At 66.4% G+C, this 14,482-nt stretch carries 13 protein-coding genes; 5 read left to right on the top strand and 8 right to left on the bottom strand.

Features of this window, described 5'->3' with window-relative positions:
* Positions 1–11: 11 nt before the first annotated feature.
* From lspA to murJ, 4 genes are all read right to left on the bottom strand, one after another.
* A complete protein-coding gene (gene lspA / locus O0K41_RS15805) occupies positions 12–536 on the bottom strand; it encodes a signal peptidase II (protein ID WP_005408564.1) in 525 nt (174 codons plus the stop codon).
* Positions 536–3,367, bottom strand: a complete 2,832-nt coding sequence (gene ileS / locus O0K41_RS15800) for an isoleucine--tRNA ligase (protein WP_099604791.1) — start codon at positions 3,365–3,367, stop codon at positions 536–538. The genes lspA and ileS overlap by 1 nt, the downstream gene beginning before the upstream one ends.
* The gene (locus O0K41_RS15795) at positions 3,364–4,311 is read right to left on the bottom strand and encodes a bifunctional riboflavin kinase/FAD synthetase (RefSeq protein ID WP_005408562.1); all 948 of its coding nucleotides are present in this window, start codon (positions 4,309–4,311) and stop codon (positions 3,364–3,366) included. Before O0K41_RS15795 ends, ileS begins: the two co-directional genes overlap by 4 nt.
* Positions 4,312–4,386: 75 nt before the next feature.
* Positions 4,387–5,991 carry a murein biosynthesis integral membrane protein MurJ gene (gene murJ / locus O0K41_RS15790; RefSeq protein ID WP_032965638.1) on the bottom strand — a complete coding sequence of 535 codons (1,605 nt, stop codon included), beginning with the start codon at positions 5,989–5,991 and terminating at the stop codon, positions 4,387–4,389.
* 117 nt (positions 5,992–6,108) lie between these two features.
* On the opposite strand from murJ, the gene rpsT reads away from it, so the two are divergent.
* Complete coding sequence (gene rpsT / locus O0K41_RS15785; RefSeq protein WP_005408560.1) at positions 6,109–6,378, top strand: 30S ribosomal protein S20; 270 nt, start codon at positions 6,109–6,111, stop codon at positions 6,376–6,378.
* A 345-nt stretch (positions 6,379–6,723) separates the two neighbouring features.
* Here rpsT and cgtA read toward each other — a convergent pair whose 3' ends face one another.
* The 3 genes from cgtA to rplU form a co-directional block, all read right to left on the bottom strand.
* The gene (gene cgtA, locus O0K41_RS15780; protein WP_049404715.1) at positions 6,724–7,776 is read right to left on the bottom strand and encodes an Obg family GTPase CgtA; all 1,053 of its coding nucleotides are present in this window, start codon (positions 7,774–7,776) and stop codon (positions 6,724–6,726) included.
* A gap of 177 nt (positions 7,777–7,953) precedes the next feature.
* Positions 7,954–8,217: a 50S ribosomal protein L27 gene (gene rpmA / locus O0K41_RS15775; protein WP_005408558.1), complete on the bottom strand. Its 264-nt coding sequence runs from the start codon at positions 8,215–8,217 to the stop codon at positions 7,954–7,956.
* 18 nt (positions 8,218–8,235) lie between these two features.
* Positions 8,236–8,544, bottom strand: coding sequence for a 50S ribosomal protein L21 (rplU, locus tag O0K41_RS15770; RefSeq protein ID WP_005408557.1), 309 nt, complete (start codon positions 8,542–8,544; stop codon positions 8,236–8,238).
* A gap of 317 nt (positions 8,545–8,861) precedes the next feature.
* Between rplU and uvrA the strand changes: the two genes are divergently transcribed.
* The 3 genes from uvrA to O0K41_RS15755 all read left to right on the top strand — a co-directional run bounded on the left by uvrA (position 8,862) and on the right by O0K41_RS15755 (position 13,085).
* Positions 8,862–11,855: an excinuclease ABC subunit UvrA gene (gene uvrA, locus O0K41_RS15765; RefSeq protein WP_308304528.1), complete on the top strand. Its 2,994-nt coding sequence runs from the start codon at positions 8,862–8,864 to the stop codon at positions 11,853–11,855.
* Positions 11,855–12,262, top strand: coding sequence for a thioesterase family protein (locus O0K41_RS15760; RefSeq protein ID WP_164221413.1), 408 nt, complete (start codon positions 11,855–11,857; stop codon positions 12,260–12,262). Before uvrA ends, O0K41_RS15760 begins: the two co-directional genes overlap by 1 nt.
* Before the next feature lie 97 nt (positions 12,263–12,359).
* Entirely contained in the window at positions 12,360–13,085 is a 726-nt protein-coding gene (locus O0K41_RS15755) for an enolase (protein WP_108270266.1), read from the top strand.
* Positions 13,086–13,155: 70 nt separating this feature from the next.
* Here O0K41_RS15755 and O0K41_RS15750 read toward each other — a convergent pair whose 3' ends face one another.
* Positions 13,156–13,602: a copper chaperone PCu(A)C gene (locus O0K41_RS15750; RefSeq protein WP_005412625.1), complete on the bottom strand. Its 447-nt coding sequence runs from the start codon at positions 13,600–13,602 to the stop codon at positions 13,156–13,158.
* A 34-nt stretch (positions 13,603–13,636) separates the two neighbouring features.
* Between O0K41_RS15750 and O0K41_RS15745 the strand changes: the two genes are divergently transcribed.
* On the top strand, positions 13,637–14,413 hold the full coding sequence (locus O0K41_RS15745) for an enoyl-CoA hydratase/isomerase family protein (protein ID WP_012479449.1): 777 nt from the start codon (positions 13,637–13,639) through the stop codon (positions 14,411–14,413).
* Positions 14,414–14,482: the final 69 nt, after the last annotated feature.

Genomic DNA, 14,482 nt, shown 5'->3' with positions numbered 1-14,482 from the left:
CAGCGGCCGGCTTACGGTTTCGGATTGGCATTATCCGCCTTTTTGGCGGACTTGCCGTCGAACAGGCCAAACAGGGCGATGCCGATGGCACCCACCACGATGGCCGAGTCGGCGATGTTGAACGAGGGCCAGGTGTAGCTGCCCACGTACCACTGGATGAAGTCGACCACGTGGCCGTGCACCTGGCGGTCGATCACGTTGCCGATGGCGCCGCCGATGATGAGCGCATACGGCACCGCGGCCTTCCAGTTGCCGCGCGCGGTGCCGCGCAGCCACCACGCCATCAGGCCGCTGATGGCGATCGCCAGCGCGGTGAAGAAGTACTTCTGCCAGCCACCGGCGTCGCTCAGGAAACTGAACGCGGCGCCGGTGTTGTAGGTGCGGTACCAGTTCCAGAAGCCGTCGATGACCACCACCGGCTGGAACTCCGGCAGGCTCGACAGCACCCAGGCCTTGGACCACTGGTCCAGGCCGATGATGGCGGCCGACAGCAGCAGCCAGACCAGGGCGTTCGGATGCGGACGGGGCGCGGCCATCAGAACCAGCTCCGCACTTCGCCGGCGCCGGTCACGTTGCTCACGCAACGGCCGCACAGTTCCGGATGGTCGGCGTTGCTGCCGACGTCGGCGCGGTGGTGCCAGCAGCGCACGCACTTGGCCTTGGTGGTCGGCTGGGCGCTGACGAACACCTCGTCGGTGGTCGCCGGGCGCACCTGCACGTCGCCACTGATGAACAGGAAGCGCAGTTCATCGGCCAGCGGCTGCCACTTCGCGGCCTGCTCCTCGTTGGCGGCAATGGTGATCTCCGCTTCCAGCGCGGCACCGATGGCGCCGTTGGCACGCATCGGCTCGAGCACCTTGGCCACCTGCTCGCGCACAGCCAGCAACTGATCGAAGTCGGTGGCGTTGAGCTGGGCATCGGCCGGCAGCGGCGCCAGGCCGTCGTACCAGGTGGTGAACAGCACATGGCCGGCATGCTCGCCCGGCAGGTAGCCCCACAGCTCGTCGGCGGTGAAGGTCAGGATCGGCGCCACCCAGCGGGTGAACGCTTCGGCGATGTGGTACATCGCGCTCTGTGCCGAACGGCGACCGTGCGAATCGGTCGGCATCGTGTACAGGCGGTCCTTGGTCACGTCCAGGTACAGCGAGCCCAGGTCCACGCTGCAGAAGTTCAGCAGCAGCTGCACGATCTCGGCCATGTTGTAGCCGTCGTAGGCCGCCTTGATCTTCTCCTGCAGCTCCCACGCACGATGCACGATCCAGCGGTCCAGCGCGACCATCTGGTCGAGCGGACGCAGGTGCTGGGCCGGATCGAAACCGTCCAGGTTGCCGAGCAGAAAGCGTGCGGTGTTGCGCAGGCGGCGGTAGGCATCGGCATTACGCTTGAGGATCTCCTGCGACAGCGACATCTCGTTGCTGTAGTCGGCCGAGGCGATCCACAGGCGCAGGATGTCCGCGCCCAGCTTGTTCATGATGTCCTGCGGCTCGATGCCGTTGCCCAGCGACTTGGACATCTTGCGGCCGTGCTCGTCCACGGTGAAGCCGTGGGTCAGGCACTGCTTGTACGGGGCGCGCTTGTCGATCGCCACGCCGGTCAGCAGCGAGGACTGGAACCAGCCGCGGTGCTGGTCGGAACCTTCCAGGTACAGGTCGGCCGGCTTGCCGAAGCCACGCGCGGCGAGCACGCCTTCATGGGTCACGCCCGAATCGAACCAGACGTCGAGGATGTCGGTGACCTTTTCGTAGTCGGCGGCTTCAGCGCCCAGCAGTTCGGCGGCATCCAGCGAGTACCACACGTCGATGCCCTCGGCTTCGACGCGGTCGGCGACCTGCTGCATCAGCTCCACCGAACGTGGATGGATCTCGCCGGTCTGCCGGTGGGTGAACAGTGCGATCGGCACGCCCCAGGTGCGCTGGCGCGAGATGGTCCAGTCCGGGCGACCGTCGACCATGCTCTGGATGCGCGCCTTGCCCCAGGTCGGGAACCAGCCGACGGTGTCGATGGCGGCCAGCGCATCGTTGCGCAGGTTGGCCTTGTCCATCGAAATGAACCACTGCGGGGTGGCGCGGAACACCACCGGCGTCTTGTGGCGCCAGCAGTGCGGGTAGCTGTGGCGGATCGGATGGAACGCCAGCAGCGAACCGTTGTCGCGCAGCACGCCGACGATGGCCTCCTGCGCCTTCCACAGGTGCTGGCCAGCCAGCACCACGTCACCGGCCGGCGGGGTCGATTCCAGGTACACGCCACGGCCGTCGATCGGGGTCACCTGGCCGGCGTTGTACTTGTCCAGCAGGCCGTACTTCTGGCTGACCACGAAGTCTTCCTGGCCGTGGCCGGGGGCGGTGTGCACCGCACCGGTACCGTCCTCGTCGGAGACGTGGTCGCCGTTGAGCACCAGGATCTCGCGCTCCGGGTAGAAAGGATGCGCCAGCAGCTGGTTTTCCAGCGCCGCGCCGGTGGTTTCAGCGTGCAGCACCACCTCGTCCACGCCATAGCGCTGCAGCGCGCGCTCGGCCAGCGCGGCGGCCAGCACCAGCCAACGGCGCTTGCCGTGGTGCGCCGGGCCTTCGGCCAGCACGTAGGTGATCTCCGCGCCCAGCGACACCGCCAGCGAGGCCGGCAGCGTCCACGGGGTGGTGGTCCAGATCGGTACGGCCACTTCCACGTCGGCCGGCACGCTCACGCCGAACGCCTGGCCGATGGCCTGCGCATCGCGTGCGGCGTAGGCCACGTCGATCGCCGGCGATTCCTTTTCCTGGTACTCGATCTCGGCCTCGGCCAGCGCCGAGCCACAGTCGAAGCACCAGTACACCGGCTTGGCGCCACGCACCAGGTGGCCGTTGGCCACGACCTTGGACAGCGCACGGATCTCGTTGGCTTCGAAGTCGAAGCTCAGGGTCTTGTACGGGTTGTCCCAGTCACCGGTCACGCCCAGACGCTTGAAGTCCACGCGCTGGATGTTGATCTGCTCTTCGGCGAACTCGCGGCACTTCTGGCGGAATTCAACGGCGTCGAGCTTGGTACCGACCTTGCCCCACTTCTTTTCCACCGCGATCTCGATCGGCAGGCCATGGCAGTCCCAGCCCGGCACGTAGGGCGCATCGAAGCCGGCCAGGTAGCGCGACTTGACGATGATGTCCTTCAGGATCTTGTTGACCGCGTGGCCCAGGTGGATGCGGCCGTTGGCGTACGGCGGGCCGTCGTGGAGCACGAACAGCGGGCGGCCGGCGGCGTTATCGCGCAGCTGCTGGTAGAGCCCCTGCGCTTCCCACCGCGCCAGAATGCCCGGCTCGCGCTTGGGCAGATCGCCGCGCATCGGGAATTCGGTGGCTGGCAGGTTCAGGGTGGTCTTGTAGTCCTGGCTCACGCAGTGGCTCGCAATCTATGTTCGGAAAGGATGGCGCGCGCCTGTTCGGCGTCGCGGTGCATCTGGTCGGTCAGCGCCGCCAGATCATTGAATTTCTCTTCGTCGCGCAGCTTGGCGACGAACTCCACATCGATGTGGCGCCCGTACAGGTCGCCCTGGAAATCGAACAGGTGGGCTTCCAGCAGCGGCTCCACGCCCTCCACCGTCGGGCGGGTGCCGAAGCTGGACACCGACGGCCACGGCTGGTCGAACACGCCATGCACCCAGGTCGCGTAGATGCCCGACAGCGCCGGGGTCTTCGGGAACCGCAGGTTGGCGGTGGGGAAGCCCAGCGTACGGCCGAGCTGGCGCCCGCGCACCACCCGGCCGCTGATCGCGTACGGACGACCCAGCAGATCGTTGGCACGGGCGAAGTCGCCCTGCTGCAGCAGCTGGCGGATGCGGGTGCTGGAAATGCGTTCGCCATGCAGGTCGACCGCTTCAATTTCGCCCGCAGTGAAACCCAGTTCGGCACCCATTTTCTGCAGCAGAGCCAGGTCGCCGCGGCGGCGGTTGCCGAAGCAGAACTCGGGGCCGATCCAGACCTCACGCGCACTCAGGCGCTTGACCAGCAACTGGCGCACGAAGGTCTCGGCCGGCATCGCCGCCATCGCCGCGTCGAATCGCAGCAGGCCGACCGCATCGACACCGAGCTCGCGCAGGATCTCGACCTTGCTGCGCGCCAGGGTCAGCCGCGGCGGCGGTGTGCCCTGGGCGAAGAACTCACGCGGCAGCGGCTCGAACGCCACGGCCACGGCGGCCACGCCCAAGGCGCGCGCGCGGGCAACCGCGTGGCGGACCAGCGCACGATGGCCCAGGTGGAGGCCGTCGAATGCACCGATACAGACCACGCTTCCGTTGGGGAACAGGTCCCCGCCCTCGACGCTTCTGAACAGCCTGCTCATCAACTCTCGTTCCGGCCCGACCGGGGCCGCCGCTTCAATGGTGTAACCCTGAAGTATAGCCGCCACAGGCCGCGATCAATGCCCACGCAGATCGCGCGGGCGGAAGCCCATCGCCAGCATGGCTACCGCGTAGGTGGCACCGCCACCGCCGACCAGCAGCGACAGGCTGCCGATCCGCTCCCACACGCTCATCGCCGAGAAGCCCGGCAGCCAGTGCAGCAGGGCCAGCAGCACACCAACCATGGCCGCACAGGCCAGCAGCAGTCGCAGCAGATAGCCGCCCCAGCCCGGCCGGCGCTGGTAGACGTCGGTCTTGCCCAGCCAGTACCACAGCAGGCCCAGGTTCAGGTAACTGGACAGTGCACTGGCAATGCCCAGCGCCAGATGCAGGCCCGGCTGCTTGCCGATGGCCGCCATCACGCCCTGCGCCTTCAGCTCGTCCGGCACCATGACCTGGTACAGCACCGCCAGCAGGGCGAAGTTGAACACCATGTTGGCCACCAGCGCGGCCACACCCGCGCGCACCGGGGTCTTGGTGTCCTGGCGTGCGTAGAACGCCGGCAACACCACCTTCAGCAGGGCGAACGCCGGCAGGCCGAAGCTCAGGCCGTACACCGACAGCGCGGTCATGCGGGTATCGAAGGCACTGAACTGGCCGTGCTGGAAGATGGTCGCGATCAGCGGTTCGGCCAGCAGCAGCAGGCCCAGCATGGCCGGCACCGAGATCAGCAGGGTCATCCGCAGGCCCCAGTCCAGCGAGCGCGAGAAGCCTTCGCGGTCGGTGCTGACGTGGTGACGGGCCAGCGCCGGCAGGATCACCGTGCCCAGCGCCACGCCGAACACGCCCAGCGGTAGCTCCAGGAAGCGGTCGGCCAGCGACAGCCAGGACTGCGAGCCATCGGTCAGCTTGGCCGCGATGACGGTGTCCAGCAGCAGGTTGATCTGCGCCACCGAGGAGCCGAACAGGGTCGGCACCATCAGCGTCATCACCTTGCGCACGCCCGGATGGCTCCAGCCCCAGCGCGGCAGGGTCAGCAGGTTGATGCCCTTCAGCGAGGGCAGCTGGAACAGCAGCTGCAGGATGCCGGCAGCCAGTACCGCCCAGCCCAGCGCCAGGATCTGTTTCTCCGGGGTGCCGCCCAGCCGCGGGGCCAGCCACAGTGCACCGGCGATCATGCACAGGTTGAGGATGACCGGGGTCAGCGCCGGCATGGCGAAGCGCTGGAAGCTGTTCAGCGCGCCGCCGGCCAGGGCGGTCAGCGACACGAACAACAGGAACGGGAAAGTCAGGCGGAACAGGTCGACCAGCAGGCCCTGCTTGACCGGATCGGTATCAACGCCACTGGAGAAGACCGAGGCCAGCTGCGGCGCGAAGATCAGCGCCAGCGCAGTGACCAGCATCAGCACCCCACCCAGGGTGCCGGCGGTGCGGGCCATCAGTTCACGCAGCTCGGCGTGGCTGCGGGTCTCCTTCACTTCCGTGAACACGGGCACGAAAGCAGTGGCGAAAGAGCCTTCGGCGAACAAACGCCGCAGGAAATTGGGTACCCTGAAGGCGACCCAGAAAGCATCAGTGATGGCGTTGGTGCCGAACGTGGTGGTCACCACGAAGTCCCGGACAAGTCCGAGAACGCGCGAGACCATGGTCATGCTGCTGAACGACAGCAGGCCCCGCAACAACTTGGGTGAACTCACTCAGCGTCCCTCTTGACAATCGACTTGACGTGCATTTCTTACGCCATCATACTAGCTAGCTTGCTGTTCCCATAACACCGATTTTTTCAGGAAACCACCACCGTGGCCAATATCAAGTCCGCCAAGAAGCGCGCCAAGCAGACCGTCGTGCGCAACGCGCGCAACGTGGCTCAGCGCTCGATGCTGCGCACCGCTGTCAAGAAAGTGATCAAGGCGCTGGACGCCAACGATGCCGCCGGCGCCGAAGCCGCCTTCGCCGTTGCCCAGCCGATCCTGGATCGCTTCAGCGCGCGTGGCCTGATCCACAAGAACAAGGCTGCTCGCCACAAGAGCCGCCTGAACGACCGCATCAAGGCCCTCAAGGCCGCCTGATCCGGCGTTGCCGCCCTGCCCTTAGGGGCCGGGCAGCAGACAAGAACCCGGCCCAGGCCGGGTTTTTTGTTGCCAGCGATCCGGGGATTGCCGCAGGTACGGCGGCATTGGCCGGCGGCGTGGACTGGCGGCTGCACCGGCTGGGTAGAGTCGACTGTTAGTCGACTAACGCGCGCAGCGCGGGCTTTACGGGTAGCGAGAAGAGCAGTCGACTAGCAGTCGACTCTACCCAGCCGGAGCCATTACCCAGCCGGAGCCATCCACCCCAGCCAGCCCCAACCCCATCGCGCAGGCCACAAAAAAACCCGGCCGAAGCCGGGTTTTTCGCATGGAACCACAACAGCATTACTGCGCGTCGCGGGCTTCCTGCTCCTCTTCCTTCTGGCGATCGAAGAAGGCCATGATCCGGCTCATGATCGGGAAGGTACCTTCGCGGCCCAGCGCGGAGACCAGGAACCACGGCTCCTTCCAGCCCAGCTCGGCGACGATCTGCTCGGCCGCAGCCTTCGCTTCATCCTCGAACATCAGGTCAGCCTTGTTCAGCACCAGCCAGCGCGGCTTCTGCAGCAGTTCCGGATCGTGCTTTTCCAGCTCGCGCTCGATGGCGCGCACCTGCTCGACCGGAGAAATGCCTTCCACCCCACCCTCCATCGGCGAGATGTCCACCAGGTGCAGCAGCAGGCGGGTGCGCTGCAGGTGGCGCAGGAACTGCGCACCCAGGCCGGCACCGTCGGCCGCGCCTTCGATCAGGCCCGGGATGTCGGCAATCACGAAGCTGCGGTAGTTTTCCACCTTCACCACACCCAGGTTCGGGTACAGCGTGGTGAACGGGTAATCGGCCACCTTCGGCGTCGCCGCCGAAACGGCACGGATCAGGGTGCTCTTGCCGGCGTTGGGGAAGCCCAGCAGGCCGACGTCGGCCAGCAGCTTCAGCTCCAGCTTCAGCGTGCGCTCCTCACCCGGCTCGCCCGGCAGCGCCTGGCGCGGCGAGCGGTTGGTCGAGCTCTTGAAGTGCATGTTGCCCAGGCCACCGCGGCCACCCTTGGCCACCAGCAGGCGGTCGCCGTGCTGGGTCAGGTCGCCGATGACTTCATCGGTGGCAACGTTGATCACCACGGTGCCGACCGGCACGGTGATGGTCAGGTCTTCGCCGCCCTTGCCGTAGGCCTGGCGGCCCATGCCGTTCTCGCCACGCTGCGCCTTGAAGATGCGGTCATGGCGGAAGTCGACCAGGGTATTCAGGTTTTCGTCGGCGCGGATGTACACGCTGCCGCCCGCACCGCCGTCGCCGCCGTCCGGGCCGCCGAGCGGAATGAACTTCTCGCGACGGAAGCCAATGCAGCCGTTGCCGCCGTTGCCGGCGAACACTTCGATTTCTGCTTCGTCTACCAGTTTCATTGTTTCGATGCCTGCGATGGGCGCGGCCTGCCGGCCGCCGCCTTGAATGTTATGCCTGCCGATGGCCGGCAGCCCGGCCTGGCCGGTCTTGCTTCAACTCTAACGAAAAGCCCCGCCGAAGCGGGGCTCTTCATGCAGCACCCCCATGCCGAGGCACGGGCGCCGGCGATGCCTGGATCAGGCGTCGGCCGAGACGATGCTGACGGTGCGACGCTTCTTGGCGCCCTTGACCGAGAACTCCACCTTGCCGTCCACGAGGGCGAACAGGGTGTGGTCACGGCCCAGGCCAACGCCGGTGCCCGGGTGGAACTGGGTGCCGCGCTGACGCACGATGATGTTGCCGGCTTCGATGGCCTGGCCGCCGAAGATCTTGACGCCCAGGTACTTCGGGTTGGAGTCGCGACCGTTGCGCGAGGAGCCTACGCCCTTTTTATGTGCCATGACTGCTTCTCCTGATGCTTAGCCGGCGATGCCGGTGATCTCGATTTCGGTGTAGTACTGACGGTGACCCTGACGCTTCATGTGGTGCTTGCGGCGACGGAACTTGATGATCCGGACCTTGTCAGCACGACCCTGGGACAGGACCTTGGCGGTGACGGCAGCGCCCTTCAGCGCATCGCCCAGCTTCACGCCGTCGCTGTCACCCAGCATCAGGATGTTGTCAAACTTGATCTCGCTGCCGACTTCGACTTCGAGCTTTTCAATGCGGAGCTTTTCGCCCTGCGCCACGCGGTATTGCTTACCGCCGGTGACCAGTACTGCGTACATGACCAGGCCTTCCTCTGTAGTTATTGTGGTCTGAGCTGCCGCCATCGAGGGCGGACAGGAGCGGAATTGTACGCAGATCAGCGGGCGCGGGTCAAGTCAACCCCTGAACGTCGAAGGAGAAGGCACCGGAAAGGGGTCAGAAGCATTTTCACGCCGTGAAAAGGGATCTGACCCCTGGCTGACGGCCTGTCTCACAAGGTGAGACACCGGGCTGGCATTGTCGCCCATTGCCCCCATCTGGTCACCTCGGTAGGCTGACCGATTGCCGTTCCCTGCTGGCCCGGCACCCAGCCAACGCCCCCACAACCGGATCCCCCATGGCGATGGATTTCATCCGCATCCGCGGCGCGCGGACGCACAACCTGAAGAACCTCGACCTCGACCTGCCCCGCGACAAGCTGATCGTGATCACCGGCCTGTCCGGCTCGGGCAAGTCCTCGCTGGCGTTCGACACCATCTATGCAGAAGGCCAGCGCCGCTATGTCGAGTCGTTGTCGGCCTATGCGCGCCAGTTCCTGAGCGTGATGGAAAAGCCGGACCTGGACCACATCGAAGGCCTGTCCCCGGCCATCTCGATCGAGCAGAAGTCGACCTCGCACAACCCGCGTTCGACCGTCGGCACGATCACCGAGATCTACGACTACCTGCGCCTGCTGTACGCCCGCGTCGGCACCCCGCGCTGCCCGGACCATGGCTACCCACTGGAAGCGCAGACGGTCAGCCAGATGGTCGACCAGGTGCTGACGCTGGACCCGGAGCAGCGCTACATGCTGCTGGCGCCGGTCATCCGCGACCGCAAGGGCGAGCATGCGCAGGTGTTCGACCAGCTGCGTGCGCAGGGCTTCGTCCGTGTGCGCGTGGACGGCGAGCTGCATGAGATCGACGCGGTGCCGCCGCTGGCACTGCGCCAGAAGCACACCATCGAGGCGGTGATCGACCGCTTCCGCCCGCGCGAGGACATCAAGCAGCGCCTGGCCGAGAGCTTCGAAACCGCGCTGAAGCTGGGCGACGGCATAGCCTCGGTGCAGAGCCTGGACAACACCGAAACCGCGCCGACGCTGTTCTCCTCCAAGTATTCCTGCCCGGTCTGCGATTACTCGCTGCCGGAGCTGGAACCGCGCCTGTTCTCGTTCAACGCACCGATGGGCGCCTGCCCCGGCTGCGATGGCCTGGGCATGGCCGAGTTCTTCGACCCCTCGCGCGTGGTGGTGCATCCCGAACTGTCGCTGGCCGCCGGTGCGGTGCGCGGCTGGGACCGCCGCAATGCCTACTACTTCCAGCTGATCGCTTCGCTGGCCAAGCACTACCGGTTCGACGTCGACGCGGCGTGGAACTCGCTGCCGGCCAAGGTGCAGCAGGCCGTGCTTTACGGCAGCGGCGACGAAGCGATCACCTTCACCTACTTCACCGAAGCCGGTGGCCGCACCCAGCGCAAGCACCGCTTCGAGGGCATCATTCCCAACCTCGAACGCCGCTACAAGGAAACCGAGTCGCCGGCGGTGCGCGAAGAACTGTCCAAGTACATCAGCGAGCAGCCGTGCCCGGAATGCCACGGCGCGCGCCTGAACAAGGCGGCTCGCAACGTGTTCGTGGCCGACCGCCCGCTGCCGGACCTGGTGGTGCTGCCGATCGACGAGGCGCTGAAGTTCTTCAGCGAACTGAGCCTGCCGGGCTGGCGTGGCGAAATCGCCGCGAAGATCGTCAAGGAAATCGGCGAACGCCTCGGCTTCCTGGTCGATGTGGGCCTGGATTACCTGACCCTGGAGCGCAAGGCCGACACCCTGTCCGGTGGCGAGGCGCAGCGCATCCGCCTGGCCAGCCAGATCGGCGCCGGCCTGGTCGGCGTGATGTACGTGCTCGACGAGCCGTCCATCGGCCTGCACCAGCGCGACAACGAACGCCTGCTCGGCACCCTCACCCGCCTGCGCGACCTGGGCAACACGGTGATCGTGGTGGAGCATGACGAGGATGCGATCCGTCTGGCCGACTACGTGCTGGACATCGGCCCGGGCGCGGGCGTTCATGGCGGCGAGATCGTCGGCCAGGGCACCCTGCAGGACATCCTGGAAGCCCCGCGCTCGCTGACCGGCCAGTACCTGTCCGGCAAGCGCGCGATCGAGATTCCGGCGCGCCGGCACAAGCCGAATCCGAAGATGACCCTGCACCTGCGCGGGGCCAGCGGCAACAACCTGAAGGGCGTGGACCTGGCGATTCCGTCGGGCCTGCTGACCTGCGTGACCGGCGTGTCCGGCTCGGGCAAGTCGACCCTGATCAACGACACCCTGTTCTCGCTGGCCGCCAACGAGATCAACGGTTCCTCGCACCCGATCGCCCCGTACAAGGAGATCGATGGCCTGGACCTGTTCGACAAGGTGGTGGACATCGACCAGTCGCCGATCGGCCGCACCCCGCGTTCCAACCCGGCCACTTACACCGGCCTGTTCACTCCACTGCGCGAACTGTTCGCACAGGTGCCTGAAGCGCGCGCGCGTGGCTATTCGCCGGGCCGCTTCAGCTTCAACGTGCGCGGCGGCCGCTGCGAAGCCTGCCAGGGCGACGGCCTGATCAAGGTCGAGATGCACTTCCTGCCGGATGTGTACGTGCCGTGCGATGTCTGCCATGGCAAGCGCTACAACCGCGAAACGCTGGAGATCCTGTACAAGGGCTTCAACATCAACGACGTGCTGGAAATGACCGTCGAGGATGCGCTGAAGCTGTTCGAGCCGGTGCCGTCGATCGCGCGCAAGCTGGAAACGCTGGTCGACGTCGGCCTGAGCTACATCAAGCTGGGCCAGAGCGCGACCACGCTGTCTGGTGGTGAAGCGCAGCGCGTGAAGCTGTCCAAGGAACTGTCGCGCCGCGATACCGGCCGCACCCTGTACATCCTCGACGAGCCGACCACCGGCCTGCACTTCCACGACATCGAAGCGCTGCTGGGCGTGCTGCACAAGCTGCGCGACGAGGGCAACACGGTGGTGGTGATCGAGCACAACCTGGACGTGATCAAGACCGCCGACTGGATCGTCGATCTGGGCCCGGAAGGCGGGCATCGCGGTGGCACCATCCTGGTCACCGGCACGCCGGAAGACGTGGCGGCCTGCCCGCAGTCCTACACCGGCCAGTTCCTTGCGCGCATGCTGCCGTCCACCAGCGCGCGCCCGGAACAGCCGGCCGCCGTGGCCAACAAGCCCGATGCCCGCCCGCCGCGCAAGGTGAAGCCTGAGAAGCCGGCCAAGGTGGCGAAGAAGGCGGTGGCTGCCAAGAGCACCGGCAAGGCCAGCAAGAGCACGACGAAGAAGAAGGACGCCTGATGAGCAGCGAACACAAGATCCTGGCCCGCATCCCGATCAGCGTGCGCTGGCGTGACATGGACAGCATGGGCCACGTCAACAACGCCAAGTACATTTCCTACCTGGAGGAAGCGCGCGTGCGCTGGATGCTGGGCGTGGACGGCGTATCGATGACCGACCGCATCGCACCGGTGGTGGCCGCGACCAACGTCAACTATCGGCTGCCGATCGTGTGGCCCAACGACATCCTGGTCGAGCTGTTCGTCGAGCGCCTGGGCAACAGCAGCGTGACCATCGGCCACCGCATCGTCGATCAGCAGGACGATTCGAAGCTGTATTCCGATGGCAACGTGGTGGTGGTCTGGATGGATACCCAGACCGGCAAGAGCGCACCGCTGCCGGAGGCGATCCGCAGCACCTCTACCTGACGCGCCCTGGTGGGTGCCGACCTTGGTCGGCACGCTTTGGCTGCAATGAGGTTGCCGGCCAGCGGCCGGCACGACCGACACTGATCAAAGGACTGACATGATCCACAAGACCGAACTGCGCGACCTGCTGCCCGGCATGGTCCCCTTCCCCACCGACGTCTTTCCCGCCGACCAGGCCTGGCTCGGCCAGCACCTGCTGCCGCTGCTGAAGATCGACCTGGGCGTGCTGCGCCCGGAACTGGCTGGCCAGGTGGCAACGATGCTGTGCCCGATCGAGCCGTACGACGGCTGCATCGGCGAGACCACCGAAGAACACCACAACGATTTCACCGGCACCAACTGGATCGCCTTCGAACTGACCGCCGGCAACCAGATGCGCTTCCTCGGCAACGAGGGCTATTTCATCGGCGATGCGGTACAGGACAAGGACGCACAGGAACACATCGCGCAGATGCGCGAGAGCTACGCCAAGGCCCGCGACTACCATGCCGAGCACGGTCGCCTCGCCTGCTACTCGCGCTATGGCAAGGGTGAGGCCAGCGAGCGCGATTATCTGGATACGCTGGGTGGCCCCATTGGTTTCGGCAACTGGACCGAGACCGCGGAGATTCCCGCAGCCTTCGAACTGGGCTTCACCGAGGCGGCCGATGACCCCAACGCTGCGGACGATGCCGAAACGGTGATCATCACCCGCAATGGCAACAAATTCTTCGCCGTGGCCGACGTAGCCGGCTACAACTGGTGCGCCACCGGTGCCGACGCGATCGTGATGCTGTACGAGCCGGTCAGCCGCACGGTGCTGTTCTCGTACGACTGGTCGTAAGCCTGTTTGGTAGTGCCGGCCACTGGCCGGCATACCGAGTTGCCGGCCAGCGGCCGGCACTGCCATCCCGCTACGGCGCGGCCTTGCGCACGGTCAACGTCGCGCTCGCTTCGCTACCCCCTTCCAGCTGCAGCCGCAGCGGCAGCACCTGCCCTTCCTTCAGCGCGCCCTTGCCCTGCATCAGCATCAGGTGCAGGCCGCCGGGCTTGAGCTCGGCACGCGCGCCGGCTGCCAGCGGCAGGCGCTCGATCGCGCGCATCCGGCTGACCCCGTCGACAATCGTGGTCTCGTGCAGCGACACATCACCGAAGCTGCTGCTGGTCGCGCCGGTGATCGCCACCGCCTTGCTGCAGCCATTGTGGATGACGCCGTAGCCGGCGGTCATCGGCATTGCCGGATTCGGAGGCAACCGCGCCCAGCCCTGCTCCACCGTGACGCACGCCGGTTCGGCGGCCGAGGCCGATGCTGCGGTCGCACACAGGACCCACAGTACGCCAACGAATGGTTTGGTTATCATCGCCCAGGTTCCTTCTTCGCAACGAGACCGCAGCATGACGACGCTCATCGAGGTGATCAACCATGGCCCCATCCGCGAACTGCGCCTGGCACGGCCGCCGGTCAACGCACTGGACACCGAACTGTGCCGGCAGTTGATCCATGCCATCGAGCTGGCCATGGCCGAAGACGCGCATGGCATCGTGCTGTCGGGCAGCGAACGCGTCTTCACCGGCGGCATGGACGTGCCGCACCTGCTCTCGCATGGCGATGACAAGCACAAGCTGCTGGACACCTGGAACGCCTTCTTTGGCGCCGTGCGCACGCTGGCCGAGAGCCGCATTCCGGTGGTCGCGGCGATCACCGGCCACGCCCCGGCGGGTGGCTGCGTGCTGGCCCTGTGCTGCGACTACCGGGTGATGGCGCGCAGCGCCGATCCGTCGCGGCCGTATGCCATCGGCCTGAACGAGGTGCAGGTGGGCCTGATTGCGCCGGAGGGCATCCAGCGCCTGCTGCGCCGTGCGGTGGGCGTGCACCGCGCCGGTGTGCTGCTGACCACCGGTTCGCTGGTGCCGGCCGAACAGGCGCTGCAGATCGGCCTGGTGGATGAGCTGGCCGAGGGAGACCTGGTGGTGGCACGCGCCATTGCCTGGCTGCAGAACCTGCTCAAGCAGCCGCGCCAGCCGATGCTGCTGACCCGCGCGATTGCCCGTGCCGACCTGCATGAGGCGCTGCACCCGGACCTGATCCAGCTGGACCGCTTTGTCGAGGCCTGGTTCGCCCCGGACGCACAGAACGCCCTGCAGGCCCTGGTAGCCCGGCTGGGCAAGTAAACGGTAGTGCCGGCCGCTGGCCGGCAACCAGGCAATCCTTCCGGGTCGCCTGTGGCTGCCGGCCAGCGG

This window comes from Stenotrophomonas sp. Sm2128 (assembly GCF_030985535.1).
Classification (GTDB): domain Bacteria; phylum Pseudomonadota; class Gammaproteobacteria; order Xanthomonadales; family Xanthomonadaceae; genus Stenotrophomonas; species Stenotrophomonas maltophilia.
This window is presented reverse-complemented; position numbering and strand designations above follow the sequence as displayed.

Excerpts from the sequence above, each read along its gene's own strand:
- lspA (WP_005408564.1), bottom strand. The coding sequence starts at position 536 with ATGGCCGCGCCCCGTCCGCATCCGAACGCCCTGGTCTGGCTGCTGCTG.
- O0K41_RS15795 (WP_005408562.1), bottom strand. The coding sequence starts at position 4,311 with ATGAGCAGGCTGTTCAGAAGCGTCGAGGGCGGGGACCTGTTCCCCAAC.
- cgtA (WP_049404715.1), bottom strand. The coding sequence starts at position 7,776 with ATGAAACTGGTAGACGAAGCAGAAATCGAAGTGTTCGCCGGCAACGGC.
- rpmA (WP_005408558.1), bottom strand. The coding sequence starts at position 8,217 with ATGGCACATAAAAAGGGCGTAGGCTCCTCGCGCAACGGTCGCGACTCC.
- rplU (WP_005408557.1), bottom strand. The coding sequence starts at position 8,544 with ATGTACGCAGTACTGGTCACCGGCGGTAAGCAATACCGCGTGGCGCAG.
- uvrA (WP_308304528.1), top strand. The coding sequence starts at position 8,862 with ATGGCGATGGATTTCATCCGCATCCGCGGCGCGCGGACGCACAACCTG.
- O0K41_RS15760 (WP_164221413.1), top strand. The coding sequence starts at position 11,855 with ATGAGCAGCGAACACAAGATCCTGGCCCGCATCCCGATCAGCGTGCGC.
- O0K41_RS15755 (WP_108270266.1), top strand. The coding sequence starts at position 12,360 with ATGATCCACAAGACCGAACTGCGCGACCTGCTGCCCGGCATGGTCCCC.
- O0K41_RS15750 (WP_005412625.1), bottom strand. The coding sequence starts at position 13,602 with ATGATAACCAAACCATTCGTTGGCGTACTGTGGGTCCTGTGTGCGACC.
- O0K41_RS15745 (WP_012479449.1), top strand. The coding sequence starts at position 13,637 with ATGACGACGCTCATCGAGGTGATCAACCATGGCCCCATCCGCGAACTG.